The 20,121-nt window shown below is 51.2% G+C and carries 11 protein-coding genes; 7 read left to right on the top strand and 4 right to left on the bottom strand.

Features of this window, described 5'->3' with window-relative positions; genetic code table 11:
* The first annotated feature begins 45 nt into the window (after positions 1-45).
* Positions 46-4,302, top strand: coding sequence for a M56 family metallopeptidase (locus ACN0YN_RS17850; protein WP_417386389.1), 4,257 nt, complete (start codon positions 46-48; stop codon positions 4,300-4,302).
* 154 nt (positions 4,303-4,456) lie between these two features.
* Positions 4,457-5,083 carry a hypothetical protein gene (locus tag ACN0YN_RS17855; protein WP_417386390.1) on the top strand — a complete coding sequence of 209 codons (627 nt, stop codon included), beginning with the start codon at positions 4,457-4,459 and terminating at the stop codon, positions 5,081-5,083.
* Here ACN0YN_RS17855 and ACN0YN_RS17860 read toward each other — a convergent pair.
* Positions 5,076-6,344, bottom strand: a complete 1,269-nt coding sequence (locus tag ACN0YN_RS17860) for a sialidase family protein (RefSeq protein WP_417386391.1) — start codon at positions 6,342-6,344, stop codon at positions 5,076-5,078. The genes ACN0YN_RS17855 and ACN0YN_RS17860 overlap by 8 nt on opposite strands.
* Positions 6,345-6,558: 214 nt before the next feature.
* Here ACN0YN_RS17860 and ACN0YN_RS17865 point away from each other — a divergent pair, with 214 nt between their 5' ends.
* Positions 6,559-9,684, top strand: a complete 3,126-nt coding sequence (locus ACN0YN_RS17865; protein WP_417386392.1) for a DUF3427 domain-containing protein — start codon at positions 6,559-6,561, stop codon at positions 9,682-9,684.
* Positions 9,685-9,725: 41 nt separating this feature from the next.
* Here ACN0YN_RS17865 and ACN0YN_RS17870 read toward each other — a convergent pair whose 3' ends face one another.
* The 3 genes from ACN0YN_RS17870 to ACN0YN_RS17880 form a co-directional block, all read right to left on the bottom strand.
* Positions 9,726-13,805: a CHAT domain-containing protein gene (locus ACN0YN_RS17870; protein WP_417386393.1), complete on the bottom strand. Its 4,080-nt coding sequence runs from the start codon at positions 13,803-13,805 to the stop codon at positions 9,726-9,728.
* Between the two features lie 59 nt (positions 13,806-13,864).
* On the bottom strand, positions 13,865-15,238 hold the full coding sequence (locus ACN0YN_RS17875) for a hypothetical protein (protein WP_417386394.1): 1,374 nt from the start codon (positions 15,236-15,238) through the stop codon (positions 13,865-13,867).
* 70 nt (positions 15,239-15,308) lie between these two features.
* Entirely contained in the window at positions 15,309-17,510 is a 2,202-nt protein-coding gene (locus ACN0YN_RS17880) for a c-type cytochrome domain-containing protein (RefSeq protein WP_417386395.1), read from the bottom strand.
* A 420-nt stretch (positions 17,511-17,930) separates the two neighbouring features.
* Between ACN0YN_RS17880 and ACN0YN_RS17885 the strand changes: the two genes are divergently transcribed.
* The 4 genes from ACN0YN_RS17885 to ACN0YN_RS17900 all read left to right on the top strand — a co-directional run bounded on the left by ACN0YN_RS17885 (position 17,931) and on the right by ACN0YN_RS17900 (position 20,054).
* Positions 17,931-18,143 (top strand): hypothetical protein, encoded by a 213-nt coding sequence (locus tag ACN0YN_RS17885; RefSeq protein ID WP_417386396.1) that lies wholly within the window; start codon positions 17,931-17,933, stop codon positions 18,141-18,143.
* A 65-nt stretch (positions 18,144-18,208) separates the two neighbouring features.
* Positions 18,209-18,478, top strand: a complete 270-nt coding sequence (locus ACN0YN_RS17890; RefSeq protein WP_417386397.1) for a hypothetical protein — start codon at positions 18,209-18,211, stop codon at positions 18,476-18,478.
* The gene (locus ACN0YN_RS17895; RefSeq protein WP_417386398.1) at positions 18,469-19,176 is read left to right on the top strand and encodes an RNA polymerase sigma factor; all 708 of its coding nucleotides are present in this window, start codon (positions 18,469-18,471) and stop codon (positions 19,174-19,176) included. The genes ACN0YN_RS17890 and ACN0YN_RS17895 overlap by 10 nt, the downstream gene beginning before the upstream one ends.
* A complete protein-coding gene (locus tag ACN0YN_RS17900; protein WP_417386399.1) occupies positions 19,173-20,054 on the top strand; it encodes a hypothetical protein in 882 nt (293 codons plus the stop codon). The genes ACN0YN_RS17895 and ACN0YN_RS17900 overlap by 4 nt, the downstream gene beginning before the upstream one ends.
* Positions 20,055-20,121 lie beyond the last annotated feature (67 nt).

A 20,121-nucleotide genomic window follows, 5' to 3' on the forward strand; every position in this document is an offset into this window, starting at 1 on the left:
ACGCTTTGCTTCCTTTTGAATATCAAACTTACAGAGGACCTGGAAATGGATGACGCCGCTTTCATCATCAACACACTGGTCCGACTTAGTCTGTTACTGGCACTGGGTTGGGTGACGCTGAGACTACTTCGTAACCGCAATCCGCGCTGGTCCGTGCTGGTGTCACGCTGTCTGATTTCAGCGGCTCTGCTGATGCCTCTGGCCTGTCTGTATCTACCAGTCACCAGTCTGGCGATTTTACCACCGGTTGATTCGGTAACCGATGTTGTAACCGAAACAACGACTGAAACAGCAACTCCAATCATCTCGGAAAAAAGAACGTCAGAGACCGTTGTCCCCCTGCAACCAGTTCTACCGAATAGCCCGCAAAAACATCCGAGACCGAACAACGCCACTATGGAGATTTCTTCCCAGCCACTGGTCGCTGAAATACCTTCAGGCACAGAATCGGAACCGAACCTGCCCGAGACGACAGTCGCCCCTGTTAAACCTGAGATCAAAACGCATTCCATGACAAATCGGCCGATAACGTCTCCAGTTACAGCTGAAATTTCCTGGTGGTTTCTCGGTTGGCTTGCGGTCAGTGTCCTCTTACTGCTGCGTATCGGCTGGCAGATTCAACGTGCGAGAAAACTGTTAGTGTCTGCAGAGACGGCCCCCGCTGCGTTGCAGTCTGACTGTGCTGGTTTAGCAGCGCAGATTGCACTCAAACGTGTGCCTCCGGTCCTGTTGTCCAACCAGATCGCAGGTCCCTGTACGGTCGGAATCTTTCGACCGACTATTTTGTTACCAGAGTCATGGAATAACCGACTCTCCCCATCCGAACGCCGCGCGATTCTGATGCATGAGTTATCGCATGTGGCTGGCTTTGATTCATGCTGGGATCTGCTCTCGCGTCTCGTGACTGCGGTCTGGTGGTTTCATCCGCTGGTCTGGCGGTTACCTGCACAGCATCGGCTGGCGTGTGAGCACATGTCCGATGCACTGGCCGCGGATTCAATCGATGGGTTCGAAAGCTACCGACGTCTGCTGGCAGGCTGGGCGCTGCATCGTCAGGGCGCAGAAAGCAGAGCCTCCGCACTTGCAATGGCTGATCGAAGTTACCTGCTGCGCAGATTGAAATGGCTGGAAACGCCACGCTCCTTCAATACGTTGAAGCGCTCCCGCTGTTATGCCTGCCTGCTGTTAGTAGTGCTACTGTCTGTTGGCATAGCCTCGGTTCGCTTTAGTCCGCAGGTGATTGCACAGAACCCGGCGCCACCCGAAAATGAACAGCAGGCCGAATCGAAAGCCGACGCTAATCAACCCAAAGCAGAGAAAAAGAAACCGGCGGCCCTTGTCGTCCGCAAACCGGGGAAACCCGACATCAATCTGAAGCAGACAGCGCCGAAAACGGTCACGGTTGTGAATGACAAGGACCAACCCATTGCCGGTGCGGAGGTCCGTATAGGCTGGTGGGAAGACAACGAGGGGGACATGCTGGGTAAGATCACGATCAACCCACCTGTGACGAATGAGCAGGGGGAGGTCACGATTCAGGTTCCCAAGGGAGCCGCCCGGGCACAGATCTCCGCCGAAGCCGAGGGTTATGCGAAAGCGGGCACGCAGTATTCATTGAGCGGCAATCCAAAACTGGTTTTACAGCCGGGACGGATCATACGTGTCAAAGCAGTGGACGCGAAAGGAAATCGATTGCCCGATGCCTTTCCTCTGCTGGAAGACACGCACATTATCGGTCGTGAATTCAAACAGGACGATCGGCGTCTGGGGCTGTTCACCTCGCCGGTGGTGGAACTGGACCGCCGCTGGATGCGGGTTGTAGCCAAAAACGAAGAAGGACCGATCCTGTTCAGCCACCTGATTGATGTCACCAAGCCGGAACGCGTGGAAGAGGATGGTACGATTGTCGCGATTCTCGAGCCGGGCATCCGCCTGGAGGGACGCCTGGACGACTCCGTTCCCCGGCCGATCAAACATGGCTGTGTGGAACTTTATATCAATGAAGGGCAGGATCATAAAATTGGCGGTGGCTGGACCTGGCAGCAGACGGCAACGGTTAAAGAAGACGGCACGTTTGAGTTCGATTCTCTGCCGACAGGCGGACAGGCCCAACTGTTTGCACTGGTTGATGGTTACCAGTCGACCCGACCGACCGTCCAGTCGCTGAAAGACTACCTGAAACGACACAACGCCGGTCCGGAATCGATTCTCGATAATGCCATTAGTCGGCACGATGCCTTCTGGCCCCATCTCTTCCCGCTCACAAAAGGGCTTTATAAAACCGAGGTGGAACTTCCCTGTACGCCGACGACGTCGGTGGACGTCAAAGTCGTCGACCCGCTTGGACAACCGATTGAAGGAGCCGAGGTCAAATTCAATCCCAACGGCTTATTCTTTGGAGGTGAACTGTTCATACCGGCAACGGAATCTTTAACGATCGAGAATTATATTGATCCTCCAGATAAAGACGAACTCAAACAGCGCTATCAATGGGCACAGGACACGTTTCTAGGAGTCAAATCCGATCAGCAGGGGATCGCCCGAGTCCGGAATCTATCCGCTGATGATCGTGAATCTTACAAGGTTTCCGCAGACGGTTATCAAATGCCCATTTACCCGAACTCTTATGAAGATGGTCCGAGGCAATATGCTTTAATCGACCTGTCAGGCGGCAAGACGCTGCGACGGACCATTACCATGGAAAAATATGTGCCGGTCTCGTCACGGGAAATCCTCGTCGTGAATCAAGACGCTGAGCCGGTTCCAGACATCACTGTCACCGTAAGCGAAATCGCTTTTGAAAATGCGCCTGATGACTGGCAACTCTGGGCATCACAGCGGTTTGGACCAGTGGCTTCAGAGAAATCAGGAGACGACGGCATCGTCCGGCTAACGCTTCCCCTGGAAGTCAACGGGGAAGCCGTTTCCCGTCTGCGGATTACCGTGAAGGGGCGTGTGGAACGTAAGGGAGACGATCGAGATGCTTATGTCCAGAGCAAAAGACTGATCATTCCCCGTCAGGCAGACGGACGGGTCGTCGTGCTGAGCGTTTCCCAGGAAGAACCCCGAGAGAAATACCAGTTCTTTGATGTTACTGTCGCCTACGAAAAACCAGAAACATTGTTAAGCGATTCTCCCCAGATACTGCTGAAACAACTGCAGAAACAGCCGTCAATGGTGGTCCTGAATCAACTCTTGGCAATCAATAACTTTGACGCCGCGACACCGCTTGAATTTAAGAGTGACTGGAACCTGGTTGGGGAAAACAGTTCAAAAAAGTCTAAACGATCTCCGATCGCCACGATTCCCACACCGCAGGGCCAGCGCATCATCGTTCTCTGTGCTGTCCGTCCTAAAGGAGCGAGCTGGGAACTCAAACCCAAGCTCCGTTTTCCACCCCGGGCTGCGTTTATCTTCGATGCGGAAGGCACTTTGATCCGCATGCTGGGAGGCTGGGCCTCTTCCAGCGGCAGTTATTCCAATCTGATGCTGGTCAACATAGGAGGGACGGACGATTATTTCTACGAGACATCCGCATTTGAACCGCATGGCCCATTTAAATACATCCAGCGATGGTATCAGGTCGGACGGGAAGCGCAGCCTGCCCTGACGATTCACAATTATGCCAACGCGACCAGTTGGAACGGCAAACCTGGCCCGTCACAACCACTGGCGGAATTTGGTTTTGTGGGTTTTGCCTTTAATGGTAGAGCCCTGGATTATAAAGTCTGTGGCACCCTGCCTAATGGAACCCTGGCGCCTCGTAAAGTGTACTGGGACAGTGCCCGCCAGCAGTTTATCGGCCCGGCCGAGGAAAGCGTAGAGGGAGAACCGCTCTACCAGGTGATTACCGGGGAATCACATCAGTTTACACCGCTTGAGGTCGAACCCGGAGAACTGATCGTGGCCGGCGGCCGGCGCGATTACAAGAACTGGCACGCATGGAGTTGTGTGGTTCCGGTAGGAAAGACCGCCCGCGTGCGACTGTTCTCAGTAGACGAATCCGGAAACAAGCCGGTCGAGACTGAGTATTTCGCACGGAACCTGTCCGCAGGCAAACACAACCTGCAGCTGCAACTCCGTGACAGTGAACAGGATCAAAGTCAGTCTGATACTGAACTGTTAATTGATGAGTCGACAAAAGAAAAGCTGACGGTCCCTCGCGTCCCCATTTCCGACGTACCATCGGTCGAGGGAGTTCCCATCGCACGCACGGGGAAAGAGCCACTCGATCTGTTCAATCGCGAAACCGTGCAGAAACAGCAACGGCTCATCTGGCGGGTGGAACTGAAATCTGACTGATTTAAGTACGGCTCAATTTAAGCGGTAGATCACGAAATCGGATTGAAATTTTCAATCCGACACCGGCTTTGCTACGTTCTCATTATCAATGATGACCTTCACATGGTTGAATCCATGTCATTTCGCGTCGTGCATTTTTCAAGAGACCGTTCCCATGAAGCTCCTGTTAACCATTCTCCTGATCGCCTTTGTGGTTTTGTTCCTCGTGAATATGATCCTGAGACGAATCTGGGGATTTTATCAGCCGTTGAAGTGGACATCAGGAGGAGAAACAACCTTAGTCGCAGAACTTGCGATCCTTGTTTTTATCTCCAGTTGTCTCCTGGAGGTAATCTGGGATTCTGAAATCTCGGCTCTGTGTGTGATTTTTGCACTTCCAGCCGCGATGATAAGTTATATTTCTGAGGGAAGAGCCAGAAAACGATTTCTGCTCAAAGAAGCAGAATTGTATGAGGCAAACAAAAAAGAACATCCCGGCATTTTCGTTACCTTGCCGCCGGAAAGACTCGATGACTTTGATAACGAAGTTTTCGATCTCTACGACGCCGGAATCGCAACTTATCTGGGAACGATCAACCGGGAAGATCTGAAGATTCTCATTGATCGTTTTGAACTGGATGGAGAACAGGGTCCCAACGACATTTTTGTTTTCCATGGAACGGTCGAACTGGCAAAAGAAGCCGGAATTTCGGATGAACTAGAAACCCTGCTTTATCAATCGCTGGAGGAACGGGACGCACTCTATCTGCGGTGGATTCCGCGACAGGTCAGTCTTAACTGACAAAATCCGGTACACTGCGGTTGGGTTGATTCCATTTGATCCGGCCCAGCAGCAGGTCTCCTTTCGCCCCACCTCGCGGCAGCCACTCGCCGACGGTGACGCAGGATTCGTCCGCGCTGACGTTGGTAACATCGAAGTTACCCATCAAAGCAACTTTGTCGGGATCGTTCACGCCCTCCCCGACCAGGGGCAGGACCACACGTTCGGTAGCGCGGATCAGGGAGAGTTGCTCCGGATCAACCTCTGCCACCCAGAGCGGGGAGCGCCAGCGGATCACATTTTTATTTGTATCATCTTTGCGGGTGTAAACCAGGAACAGTCCGTCGGAGTGAGTGAGCCAGTGCTGTTGTGTGGTGGACATGCCGATCGGCGTGCCGTCGTCAAACGCCCAGGCGGTCTTCCGCTGATAATTCAAACCGTCCGGGCTGACTGCGACATAGCCGTGCCCGTCTTCGGCGCGAATCGTCATGAAGTACTGATCTGCAAAACGGGCGATAGACGGTTCGAGCAGGCCCCGCCCGACTTTGTTCTCCAGGGGCGGACCGACTTCGCGGATCTTGAGTGTCGAACCATCAAAGGCACAACGCACGCCGGCCACCATGCGGGGCTGTTTGCCCGCGCCGAAGGTGAAGGACATCAGGATATCGCCATCAGGCATGACGAGCCGTTGCCCGCAGTTGTTGGTATAGATCTCCCCGCCACGGGGATCGTCCCACTCCAGGATCTTCCGCTCTGACCACTGGCCGTCTTTGTCCCGCGTGACGTAGACGGGGTAGCGGGCCAGCTGATCGCCGCGGGCAAAGCGGGGGCCGCGATAAAAGACGACGTGCCCCAGCGCGAGGACGGTTCCGGTCTGCGGATGATATTGCGGCGTCACATCACAGACACCCGCTTTAAGACCCGGATGTTCCTTGACGGGATCTCGTCCCAGTGCGGCAATGGGTATCGGCTGCTTCCAGGTTTTGCCCCGGTCCGTCGATTCGGTCCAGTGCACCTGCCCGAAGTAATCGGAGCCGCCAATCTCCTGCAGATTCAACTGAAACGTCGCGTTCCCCTCAGCCCCGGGAATCATACACCCCCGCGGATGAAACCAGGTGACGCCGGCCCCATCGCGATTGCGAAACAGCGTTTCTTTCGAAATAGAACCCATCAACGGCTTCGATTCCGCAGCCTGCAGCGAAGCTGTTACCGTCGCAGAGGTCGCAGCCAGAGAACAGAGGGAGCTGTGGATGAATTCACGACGGTTGAGAGGCAGGGGCATGGGTAGGCTTTCTTTTAATTATATATGACTTAATTCATTCTCTTATCTTATCGTTGAAATTGACTTGAAAACAATGACAAATCACTTCTGCAATTATTTGTTTTTATGCGTTGATCCACTTGTTCCATCCGGTAGTCAATCACTTGACTTCTGATTACAGTGATAGGGAAACCATTGAGGCAGGCACCACGATGATTTGATATCGGGAATTAGAATGACAGACAGCATCCAGCCAGGGCTCTATGAACAACTTCTAACTGAAGAATTAAAGGAGCAGTTACAGACAATCGCTGACCCGCGTCTCTACGCCACGATAGGTAAAGTTGATGCGGAAGATGCGCATACTGCGATTGCTCAATACTTGGAACATGTTTTAGCAACTGGGATTGCTGGATTTAGAGGTAAGGAAGCAGCTGAGAAACAAAAACGATTAGTTGATCGTATTCTCAATTTGCTTGCAGAAGAGCTAGGACGAGATTGGGAAAATCGATTACGTATCGCAACTCCCCTCGAACGGCTGCTGGCAATTCATCACACCGAGCCTGAAACTTCTGAGAATCGCCCTGATACTCCCTTATCTCGCTCTGCACTTTTAACGGGAACACGGCTGGACCCCAGTTTGGGAAGCCAATTAAAAAAAGAGATATCAACCGCAGATTCAGTTGATATTCTTTGTTCCTTTGTGAAATGGAGTGGACTCCGTGTCATTCTGGATGACTTAAAAGAATTGGCCTCAAGCCCTCACCCAGATCGTCCCCGCATTCGGGTTATCACTACTAGTTACATGGGAGCTACCGATCCAAAGGCGATAGAAGCATTAAGCGACCTCCCCAACACTGAGATTCGTGTCAGTTATGATACGAAACGAACCCGTTTGCATGCCAAGGCTTATCTCTTTCATCGAGATACCGATTTCGGCAGTGCCTACGTCGGTTCAGCGAACCTTTCAAACGCCGCCCTTTCTGAGGGCCTTGAATGGACAACGAAGGTTAGCCAATACGAACTTTCCTATCTTTGGGGAAAGATCACGGGAACCTTTGAAACATATTGGCAGGACGACGAATTCCAGCCATTCAGTGGCGAGGCTCCTGAACGGCTGAGATCTGCGATTAAGAATGAACGGTTGAGTTCATCAGATCCATCGATGCTGCCTGCATTTCATATTCGACCATACCCTTTTCAAGAAGAAATATTGGACATCCTAGTTGCAGAGCGTGATGTCCAAAACAAAAGAACGCATCTGGTAGTTGCCGCTACTGGAACGGGTAAGACTATGTTAGCTGCCTTCGATTATGCACGCATTTGCAAAGAAGAGGGACGCCAACCTTCTTTTCTTTTCATAGTGCATCGAGAAGAGATCTTGAAACAAGCACTCGCGTCATTTCGTGGTGTACTACGCGATCAGAATTTTGGAGATCTGCTAGTAGGAGGACGAGACCCATCCCAGGTAAAACATCTATTTTGTTCTATTCAAAGCTATAACTCACGTGAACTCTGGAAATCTCCAACCGATGAATACGAATATATCGTTGTCGATGAATTTCATCATGCGGCTGCACCAAGTTACCAACGTTTACTGGATCACGTACGTCCCAATATCTTATTGGGTCTGACCGCAACACCAGATCGGGCCGATCAACTCGATGTCCTAAAATGGTTCGGAGGGCGTACCAGCGCTGAAATCAGATTGCCTGATGCGATTAATCGTAAATTACTCTGCCCATTTCAATATTTTGGTGTCTCAGATAGTGAAAACCTAGATGATTTAAATTGGCAACGTGGTGGGTATGCGATCAATGATCTGGATCGGATTTATACTGGCAACGATCGCCGTGCGCAGTTGATTTTAGAAAAAACACACGAAATCCTACTCAATCCAGTAGATTCTCGTGGGCTGGGTTTTTGTGTCAGTAAAGCTCATGCTGAGTTCATGGCTCGATTTTTTAAAGAACATGGTGTTCCTGCAGCTGCATTGACTGCTGATTCTTCTGATGAAGTTAGAAACCAAGTGCAGACTCAGCTTCGTTCTCGAGATATCAACTTTATCTTTGTGGTCGATTTGTATAACGAAGGGGTCGATATTCCTGAAATTGACACTTTACTTTTTCTAAGACCAACGGAAAGCCTCACCATCTTTTTACAACAATTTGGACGAGGGATGCGTCTCCATGATGATAAAGAATGTTTGACAATCCTCGATTTCATCGGTGCTCAACGACGAGAATTTCAATTCGCATCGAGATTTCGTGCACTCAGTACGAAGCCCGAACTGCGTCTCGATCGGGAAATCGAAAATGGCTTCCCCCATTTACCGAGTGGTTGTGTGGTTCAATTGGAACGTGTTGCGCAGCAACGTGTATTAGACAATATTCGTGATTCATTACGGCTCAACAAACCAACTATCATCTTACGACTTAGAGAATTAGGACGAATCCTTGGACGTAGTCCATTCCTTCATGAAGCTTTAGATTTTCTACATACTAACTTAGATGAGTTATTAAAGCGGGGACTCTGGTCTCGTTTGCTCGCAGAAGCCGGTCTCATTGAACCAATTTCAGATTCTGACGAAACTCAACTCGCGAAAGGATTACGTCGGTTAATTCACGTTGATTGTGCAACACAAATCGAATGCTGGACCAATCATATAGCGTCTACACAGGTGCCATCTTCAAATGAAGAGAAACAAGCATTAGAAATGCTCTATGTCACACTTTGGGGTAAAGTTGGTCTAGGCTGGACGATCGGAGAGGCACAGAATCGATTATTTAATAATCAGGCTGCCAGACAGGATTTAATATCAGTTCTGGACTACTGTCTCAAGAAAGCTCCTACACTTCGTGCGGGACGTCTCCCTGAAGTCTCAGGACCCTTAACGATACATGCGCAATATACACGTGATGAAATTCTAGTTGGTTTGGGGCATTGGTCGCTTGAGCATCGACCAGATCATCGTGAGGGAGTATTGCATCTGAAAAATAAAAAGATAGATGCCTTGTTTGTCACTCTACAAAAAACGGAAGAAGAGTATTCCCCGACAACGATGTACGAAGACTATTTAATTTCGCATGAACTATTTCACTGGCAATCGCAGAGCAATACTTCATCGGAATCTCCAACCGGTCAAAGATACATCAATCACCATAGCCGTGGTTACACACCGCTCTTGTTTGTGCGGGAAACTAAAAAGCAGACTTCAGGACTTGCCTCCCCGTATTATTTTCTTGGCCCTTGCGACTATGTCTCCCATTCTGGTGACCGGCCGATGAGTATCGTCTGGCGTCTGCAACATTCTGTACCAGCCAAACTGTACCGACAAATGGCTCGTCAAGCGGTAGGTTAATATCTGCAAGAATTCAAATTTACATCCGCAGCTATCTAAACTCAATCCTTGCCGGTCAGTGTGAATGCGGCCCAGAAGAAGGGGTGGGCGGCGCCGTTTCTTTCGCGGCGGGCTTTGATGCGGGTGAGCTGGGCCTGTCTGAGGGCGGTCGCTTTTTTCATGCCGGCTGCTAGATTGGAAAAGTACTGTTCCATTAGCAAAGCGGTTTCCTGATCGGGGATGCTCCACAGGGAGGCGACTACCGATTCGGCACCCGCCAGTTGGAATGCCTGGCGGAGACCGGCGACCCCTTCTCCCGAACGGATTTCACCAACGCCGGTTTCACAGGCGGAAAGGACCACCAGGCGTGTGCCTCGCAAGTCGGTGCTGATGATTTCCAGCCCCGTCAAGACGCCGTCATCCTTCTGTTTTCGCAGTGCTTCGGGCCGATTGTTACAGCCGGCCAGCATCAGGCCGCAGCGGAGCAGCGGGTTCACATCGCCTGTCTGGCTGGTGGGATAGGTTTGCACCATGCGGGTCATCTGGTCGAGGGCCGCTGTTCGCAGCAGCTGCAGATCGGGGTCGACTGGTTCGGTGGGCTTCTCTTCCGCTACTTTGTCTGAATTCGGAGTCGTGTTACCAGGAGCGGGTGGGGAGAGATTTGAGGGAGCCGGCTTTTTAGGGCGTAATCCGGTTGCCACCATCAGTTTGTTATACTTCTCACGCTGTTCGATGTCTTTCAGTTTATCGAACACCTGGTACAGTCGATAATACGAGTTGAACATCAACGATTTTTTCTCGGGGGAAATCTTTTCCCGAATTTCGACCGCGCGCACCAGTTGCTCGGCGGCTTCTTTCGTGCGTTCGCGTCGATTGAGGAATTGTCCGAACAGGCTGTGCGCTAAAGCAGTCCGTTCCGATTCTGAGCCGTAGACCTTCTGTCGCAACGCCAGATTCTCAAGGAAGCGTTTTTCGGCGGCTTCGTATTTTTTATCCAATTCAAGCAGCTGTGCCAGTTTGAGATCGGCAACAATGGTGTTGGCGTGTTCGGGGCCATACTTGTGTTTGTAGTATTCGATCTGTTGCTGTTTGGCTTCGCAGGCCAGCGCGAAATCTTCCGATTTTTCAGCCGCCTCAAGTAGCAGAGAACGAATCGTATGGACAGATTTATCATCGGGGCCCAGGACCTTCGTACCCATCCGCCACGACTGTGCATAATAGGTCGTCTCCATTTCGTTGTTGTTCATGAGCCCATGCAGGCTGGCCAGATTTTTAAAGGCGAATATGGTTCTTCTGCTCGTGCCATCATTCAGCAGTCGGTAATCCAGCTGGAACTCATAGTAGGGAAGTGCCTGTTTGTATTTCTTGAGGGCCCGTAAGATCTGTCCTGACAATCGGGCACAATTATTGGTCGCGATACTGTTGGGACCTTGCACTTCATTGCAGATTTCAAACGCCCATTCGGCGGGAACCTGTGCCTTCTGGTATTCTTTGGCTTTAAAGTATTTATTCGCTGCGTTATAGATTTTGATAGCGTGCGACATGGCTTTTTTCTGTTCGAGACTGACAGCCGCTTCGTCAGGCAGGAAAAATCCGTGTGTACTCAAGACCAGAACCTCTGGACTGCGAATCGTTTTGAAGGCTGCTTCCGTCGCCGCCGATTCGGTGAGGATACGAGGAGTCGCCGTGTATTTGCTGAGTGAGGGAGTGATCCGCAGCGCTTCCTGTGCCGTCCCGGGTAACAGGCTCACCGGTCCCAGCTGGAGTCCTGTGCTGTTTTCGTCAGACTCCTTTAAGCCGAACAGATTGTAATCGGGATTGGCAAAGATGACGGGGGACGTGATTTGTGCTCCCCGGCTGGACGTCTCTTTCAACAGTTCTCTGCCGGACACGACATAACGAAACTCAAACTGTTCGACGGCAAAGCGGTTCTCATCAAGGGGAAGTGCCGCCCAGGGAACCAGCCAGAGCGAGGCATCGGGGGCGAGAATCACCTGCTGATAGTCCTGCAGGTGAGGGAGCAGTGGCTGGAGCGTCTGCTGATAGAGCGATTGCAACAGCTTCTGCGTAGCTTGTTTCGCCTGCGATTCGCCTGTCTGTAGTGTCTGTGCGGCTCCTTTTTGAATGGACTGCAGGCCCGTGCGTAAGGTCGTTTCAATTTCAGAAGCGGCACCCAGGTCCACTGTTTTCACAGATCCTCGCCCGGCGGGAGGGATGATCCAGGCCGCGTAGCGATGCTTTTGGGAAGTTGCCCCTTCCTTTTCAAAGACATAAGGAGTCAAGCGAACGAATTCGACCAGGACGGAATCAGCGGGGAGTTTGTTCCGTACCTCCTGAAGGGTAACCCATTTGCTCTGGTCGGCTGCCGTACCAGCCAGCCCGAGCTGTTGAATCAATGTCTGCTCCTGGCGGTTCAGAATGTCAAACTGGTTCTGCTTCTGCTGTTCGGTTAAATCCGATTTGAGGGTCAGTGATGCTAATTCTCGTCGAATGCTGAACAGGCTCTCTGCGACTTTTTTTGCCGCCCCCTGAAACTGTCGCAGCAGACGTTCGTGGCTGGAAAGGGTTTCCTGGACCAGGGCTTTGCGATTGAGTGTGGCTTCCAGGCTGGTCTGGGTGATCAAGTCGTCAGACCGCTGCTGCCACATGATGCCGATAGCCTGCTGATACTGCTGGGCATCATGGCCTGTGAGAAAACGCAGCTGTTCCTGCTGACTCAAACCGGGCAGTACTTTGTCTGTGAAGCGTTTGGAGAGACGGCGCTCACGGTCAAATGCTTCAGCGGCTGCCTTCCAGTTACCTGAATCTGCTTCAACAATTCCCAGCACATTCAGCACCTGGGCCAGTTCACGATTATTCGTGTTTTTTCTTTCCGTTGAGCCTTCCAGTACATCATAAATCTGGACCAGTTCCCGCAATGATTTTAAGGCAACATCAAGGTTCCTGATCCGGTAATCCAGGGCGGCCAGTTTAAACTGCAGGAATAAAGTCTGAGGATGGCGGGGTCCCAGCGTGCGAATGGATGCATTAAAGGACTCTCGTGCCAACTCTGCAGCCGCCTTGTCGTCATCAGACTGTAGCGCGATGGCGGTTGTGATTTTGATATACAGCGGATGATCCGTTCGATATTTTCGACGAACTACCGGCATCAGCTCTTTGCCGATCTTGACCGCCTGATCCCATTCCTGGTTGTTCTGCATCAGGTGCATCAACTGAAACTGGGCATTGATCGTCTGCTCTTCTTCTTCGCGGCCTAGTTTACGATTCGTGATGATGATTTCTTCGAGCAGTTTTTTCGAACCGGGAATGTCCTCCAGAACATTTAAAATTCCGGCCAGTTGCAGTTTTCCCGAGAGTGTTTCTTTATGTGATGGACCAAGGGCTTCGGTCCGCAGTTTGACCGAACGTTCAATCAGAATGCGGGCCTGGGTGATGTTGCCCTGTTTTTCATACATGACTCCCAGGTTCGCCACCAGTTTTGCGAGGCCTTCGATATCATCCTTATAATGTACTTCGCGGATCTGGATGGCACGTTCGAGATTTTTTAAAGCCTCTTTGTATTGTGCAGATCGGAACTGTGCCGCGGAGAGGACTTCCAGAGTGAGCAGATAGTCGTGGTCGTCGGTCCCCTTCCAGCGTGCGATGACGGGTAAGCATTTGCTGAGGATCTGGATGCTTTTCTGATACTCGCCATTGTTATCGAGTTCGATTCCGTAATTGATGAGCGCCACTGCCGTATTGGGATGATCGTCTCCCCATGCTTTTTGGAAGTTCTCCCAGATGAGCCGCTGTGTCTTGTTACGTTCTGCAGAATAAAAGCCGGTTTTGATTCTCGCAGCAACTTTCTGGAGTCGTACACCTTCCGCGATGAATTCCTTCTGCTGTGCGGTTTGCTGTATATTCTGATGGTCTTTGAGGGGGATCCAGCCTTTTTCGGTGTAGTTGGGATGTTTGATCCAGGTCCAGTCACCTTCTGTTTTGAATGCCCAGACCTGCTGACCTGGTTTGACTGTCGCGATGGTTCGCTCGCCGACTCTGATGCTGGTGGCATTCTTCGTGACGACCATGCGTTGTGCTGCTGCAGACTGCAGGAAAAACAGCATGCTGAACACGACAGAGACTGAAAAGGCAAATGGTTTCATCGTAGGATCTGTCCGTTTACGGGATGCGATTACGGCGAAAAAGAATGTTGAGCACGCGATCAGGGAGTGTAGTAGTGAATGGTGACAGTCATGGCCGGTGTCGGGTCCGGTGTGAATTTAACTGTGGTCACCTTGTTCTTCTGGGTGTCTCCTTCCACGATCAGTCCCCGTGTTTCCAGCTGTTTACTGCCGGCTGTTCTGAGCTGTTGTTTGAGCGCGCTCAGATTCAGGGGTTGTTTCGCAGGCTGAGTGCCCCGCAGCATTGCCAGCAGATCTTCTTCGGCTGCTTCTGGCAGGCTGGGTGTGGGTTTCGGGCCTGTCAGTTCCGGGAAGACGGTGAGTTGGATCTGTCCCACCTGGCGTCCGTAGTCCATGGCCCGTTTCTGAGACTCTGACTGGCTCAAAACTTTGAACTGCTGGGCCTGGTTATTCTTGAGCTGATATCCTTTGACGATGGTTTTGCGATGTTCGGGGGACAGAATCCATTTGGAACAGTCAATATCACGCTGTGTCTGGCGATACAGAGTATTTTCGCCATTCACTTTCAGAACAGCACCGACGCGTCGCTTCGCGAGGTCGGAGTACTTCAGAATCATTTGTACTTCCTGTCCTTCCCGCGGTTCCATGACGAATGCCTGCCCGTTGCGAAACTCGATATCAACGGGCCGTCCGTCGTAGAGAATTTCCAGATTGATGGGGGCAGAATCGTCCATGAGAGGGAATTCGTTCTGTCCGGTTTTGACGCGAACCGTCTGGGTTAATGCGTCGTTCTTTTTTCTCTCCTGACTCTGTTTGAAAGTCAGTTGTGGCGCACCGCCGTCAAAGGCACCACGGAGTACAAAACTTTCGCCGAGCTCACCCAGGGTGGTCGGGTCCAGGTCTGCTTCGATCAGCGGACAGGCCTTTTCCAGGTCTCCTCCCTTTTTATCGAAACAGAGAATGCCGATAGTCGCGCGTTTGCGATCTTCATGAATCTGTACCACGCCCGTCAGGAAGGCATCAGCTTTGACAGTTTTGTCTCCCCAAGCCAGCTTAAATTCTGGTCCGAACAAAACCGCACGGCCTGTGGCATTCAAGTGATTGGCGTTTTCAATATCAGCGACCTGACTACTGGCATCTTTGATGATATTGATCTGCTGGTCTGCATCGAAGGGATTCCCCAGGATCAGCGCGACCTCAAGTCGATCTGCAAGCAGAGAGTTCAACGGACCGACAGCGCTGCTGACTTTCTCACCCGGTTTTTTGACCCGGAATTTCAAGACACCTACGTTTTTGAGCTGACGCTGATTCAGGTAATCAAGCACGGCGGGAATCTGTTTCTGTATTTCTTCCGGAATGGTACCCGCCTGTAGTTCGATTGCCTGCACTGCCAGCAGCGAGCAGAAGCAGAGAAATGCTATGAAAAATCGATTCATTCTGAACAGGGATTTCATCTTATCTATTCCTTCCAAGCCTTGACGGAGGTGTTCGCTGACACCGACTTAAGTGAATCTTGACTTACGCTTATCGGGTTTCGATATTGAGCGTTTTTTTAATCAGTTGACTGGGGTTATTTTTGAAACGACTCTGATTGTGATCGTAGTTGTAAAAATCATGGATGAAGCGGTCGCCGACATTCTCTCCTCGCAGGAGAACTCCCGGTGCAAATTTGCGCGGGCTGGCAAATACGGTAATGAATTCCGTCCCCAGCTGAGGTTGAATTTTGATCGCACCTGTTTCCGGGAAGCGATAAACGGTTCCGTTTTTCAAAGGCAGCACCTGTTTCGTGAGCGCCACTTTGCGGCCGCGAGCACTGGTTCCGACGAGTTCAATAAACAGATCCACGCCGGTTTCGTTCTTAATGGTGATCACCATTTCGTCGCCGGGTGAGAAGGTATTCCCTTTTTTATTGGTGCTGACTTTCAGATTCTGGGCCAGTCCTTCAGCCAGATGATCGGGGCGAGTCAGACCATCAACGGCTGCGACAGGAGTGCCAATCCCCAGCTGACGGACGACACGGTCATAATAATCTTCCCAGGTGTCGCGGCGGATGACTCCGCCGGTGGAAAGACCAGCCAGTCCCAGTTGTGTGAACTGAGGCAGTTTGAAAACGGCGCTCAGTTGTCCGGGTTCTTTCAGACCCAACTCGGCTGCTGCCTGAGTCAGGGTGAGTGGTGCATCGAGGAATTTACGGGTGGTGGCAGTGAGAGGTTCGTGTTTCACGGTACCTCCCAATGCCTGTTCCATCGCGGTCTGGAAACGTTGTTCATCCTGGTCCAGCAATTCGTCCATTGCAGGTTTGTCAATGTACAGCTTGAGGATCTCCTGCTTGTTCATACCCGTTCTGTCAGGCAGGGACTGAAAGGCAGGGCGAATGTTATCGGCGAAACGTTTCATCCCCCGGTCGTGACAGCGCATGCAGGCCAAACCGTTTCGAACAACTCGATCTTCAGAAAATTTATCGGTCACGATGGTGGTGGGGGCTTCCAGGATTCGTTTGCCGGCGTTATCGGTGATCAGATATGCCTGCAGACCGTTCGGCAGGTTCCAGATCATTTCACCGCCGGCATAATGAAAGTCGAGCGGGTCGGCGAACATGTTCTGGAGCCCCTTGCTGGTCTGAAAGTCATAACTTTTCCAGTAGGCACCGTTGCGGGATGGGTGCCGTTCGACAATGCGATTATTGCGGGAGACTCCCGAAAGAGTCATGCCGGCCCGAGCAGCCGTAAAGCTGGATAAATTTGATTCACTGTCGACGCCGATCAACTGTTCGAGCTGATCCAGCTCATGTGGTAGCTCCAGCAGATCTTCATAAAGTGGTGACTGGGTGGCAACGCTGATGAACCAGTCGATCCGCAGGTAGGGGATGGGTCTGATCAGACCAGCCGGTTTGAGATAGACGTCCCACAGGCGGTCAAACGTTTCAGAGTTTTCGAATGCGATTCCATAAGGGTATTCCAGTAAGATCAGATCATACTTGTCAACCGTTTCGTTCCCGGGCAGGACCTGCTGGGAGACAGGATTTACATCGGATTTTTGCCAACCCAGTTTGCGAATATCCACGGCAAAGATGGTATTGGATTTTTTATCTACAGAGATCGGTTTGACAATATCACGCATCCACGAGAGATGGTTGATCGCTTTGGCGAGTGCGTGTTGCTGCTCTACCAGTTCTTCCGCCGTCACTCCGGATGCCAGGAGATGGTTGCTGCTGAAGAAGCGGAGGAAGGGACGATCCTTGCGGGGAGTCGCTTCTACGAACTTCAGGATTTCGGTCAGTACGAATTCTGTGCCGATGGTATTTGCCAGAGCCGGGTCCTGCTTTGCTTCTTCGGGAAGCGGAACATCCCTGGGAAACGCAGGCGCTTTGGCTTCGATCCATTTGCGAATGGTTTCTATTTCACCCGTCGTGAGCGGAGGACGGGGGGCTTCCGGCATGCGGAAGTCTTCATCGTCTGACGCGATATAGTCGTAGAGCACCGATTCATCGACGTTGCCGGGAACAACAGAGCTTTCTGCACCGACAAATGTACTGAGGTCGAGAATGTTGATGTCTGCTTCGCGCCGTGTATCGCCGTGACATTCCAGGCAACGGGTACGGAAGATCTGTTTGACTTCGGCAGCCAGATTATCCTGTTGCGCGACAGCAGGAGCCGGAATATTAATTGAGAATACGGCAATAATAAAAGATAGCGTAATCCATTTTAGAAGGCGGGTGTGGCTCATGCCTGACCTCTCTATTTTTCTCAGGATGCGACGGTTCAAAATGGGCATTTATCAATGTAAACGACCATGCTTCCAAAATCTTCCCGTGTTTCTGATTTTTTTACAGAATTCAGACAGAGCGAATCGGACGTTTCCCTCCTGATCCATTTCCATGTTGAGATAGAAGTAGTCCCGATCGGGGGCGTTTCAGTTTGAGCTGTCTTCGGGACAATCGACCGTACCTCATATATATTGAGCCGGATTTCCGAGAGATTCTGTGATCCCGAAATAATAAAACCCCTTTTTTTCAGTTGTTTTACAGACTTTCAACTTTTTTTGAGAAAACCGCGGAAGAAATCCCGGGCTGCCCCGTTCTCCTGTTGAAAGCCGGAACAATGTTGAGTCTGGCAGGAAAACAGAAATCAATTGAAAGGCAGAACCATGTCAACTCTCTTCACATTCGCATTGCACGTGACCCTCGTCGTAACCGGAGCAGAACATCAGGAAAACATGAGCAACCTGTACCTGGCTGCTGACTGTGATGTCTCTCAAGTTCAAATGCTTGGGGAAACCATCAACACACAGAACAACGTGATTCACTATGGAGTCGATGTCGACGAAAGAACGCTGGAAAAATACAGCAATCTCGTCTGATTCATTCTTGATCTCTAGTCAGTCACATTCGTTTTTATCCCTTCGGATTTTCAGGAGAAATGATCATGTTACGTAAGAAATTAATCCCGTTTGCTTTGATCTGTGCCAGCTGTCTGTTCGTGTTCACATCAGCTCAGGAAGTTTCGGCCCGGTCCTATGCTCAACCACCAGTCCGCTGTATGTGGAAACCAGTCGTCACGTATCAGTACCAGAATCGCAGTTTTGTCCATTTTGTGACGCGGTACGATCATCATGGCCATCCTTATCGTGTACGCCAGGTCTGTTACAAAACCGTCAAAGTGCCCGTCACAAAATGGGTCAAGGTATGCTACTAGACTGTCCCCGCTCCGGGGGCAGTCTGCCCGGAATTATGGAATCAGCCTGGGAGATACGCTGGCCTGAAAATCTGCTTGAGATTCAGTTCTATCCATTGTATCGTAATGAAATGTCTACATGTGAGAATCTCGATCCCCAGTCTGATGAAGTACTGGCTGACCTCATCAAAGGTCAGGACGAGACTCTTGCGCAAAAACAGAAAGCGGAAAACGCATTCAATGTGTTATATGAACGCCATGCTCCCATCCTGCTGGCTTTTCTGAAAACACGCTGCCATTCGAATCTGCAGGCAGTTGATATTGCCCAGGAGACCTGGTTACGGGCCTGGCAGAAAATTCCCGAGTATTTTGATGGCACCCATTTTCGAGGCTGGTTGTTTCAGATCGCCAAAAACCTGTTACTGGATGAATTTCGAAAAAAAAAGATGACTTCACTTTCTGCAGAGATGGATGCGCCGGAACTGCATGACGCAACCCAGGCGTTTATTGATCGGGAAGAGCAACAGCAGTTACAGGATTGCATGAGCAAGTTAGACGACATTCGTCAGCAGATCGTTCGTCTGCGACTGTCCGGTCAGAGCCATCGGGAGATCAGCGAAACGCTGCAGGTGGATTACACCACTGTCCAAACCCGTTTTCACCGAGCAAAACAGTTTCTGGAAGACTGTGTTCAATCTGCACAGAAGGAGCCAGCATGATGCTTACCGCCTTCGATTTACCAGAAGAAACAGACGAACTGCAGCAGTGGCTCGATGAGCTGTTGATCAAACCGGAACTGATTTCAGTTGTCTCTCAACTGTCAGCCGTTCACGCCAATGCCAGTGATACCGAACTGTCACTGGAACAGATCCTGCAGGAACAGGCAGATGCGGTTTTGCAGCAGGGTTGTCGGGAACTGTCATCACAGCAGATCCAGCAGTTATTAACCCATCCGGCACGCTTACTCGAATTACAGGAACGACTGTTTCTGGAAGGGGGCGCATACTGGCAGGATCGCATCCTGGCGAAAAGTGATGCTGCTGAAGTTTCACAAAGCCAGCAATGGCTGCAGGATCAAGTGGGAGAGACACAGTCTGCTGAAGAGAAAACGGTGCAGCAGGCACCCGCGTATAAGACGGTGTCGTATAGAAAAATTGGTCTCCTCGGATTTGTCTCTGCTGCGCTGATTCTACTGGCAGTCTTTTTAAACCAGGAGCCTGCGCCGGCACCCGGGTGGGGCTGGAATCGTCCCGGCGCATTGACGGCTGATGTCCCCGCGTCGGAATATTTGAATAAGCTGGCCGATTCTGCAGAAGAGTGGTTCAACAAACCGACGGACACCAAAGCAGCTCTGGAGACGAGACTCAAGCAGTTTCGTGCCGGCTGCGAAACGCTGATCAATGCCCCTCATCCTCAGTTATCAGCGGATGATCGCGCCTGGCTGGTCGAGCGTTGCCAGATCTGGGCGGGGAAGCTGGATACCCAGATCGTTGCCCTCAATCAGGGAGCCGACTTTAAAACCGCGGATGCAGAGGCAGACGCCCTGATTCGTAAACTGGTTGATGCATTGCGCACCCGCGCGACAACTGTCAGTTAATGCCCATTTGTCTCAGGTGTGCTGCCGTCGGTGCTGTTCTTTTCCCGGTTTTGAAAAAAGTATAAAT

It is taken from the genome of Gimesia sp., from assembly GCF_048260065.1.
In the GTDB taxonomy this organism is placed as follows: domain Bacteria; phylum Planctomycetota; class Planctomycetia; order Planctomycetales; family Planctomycetaceae; genus Gimesia.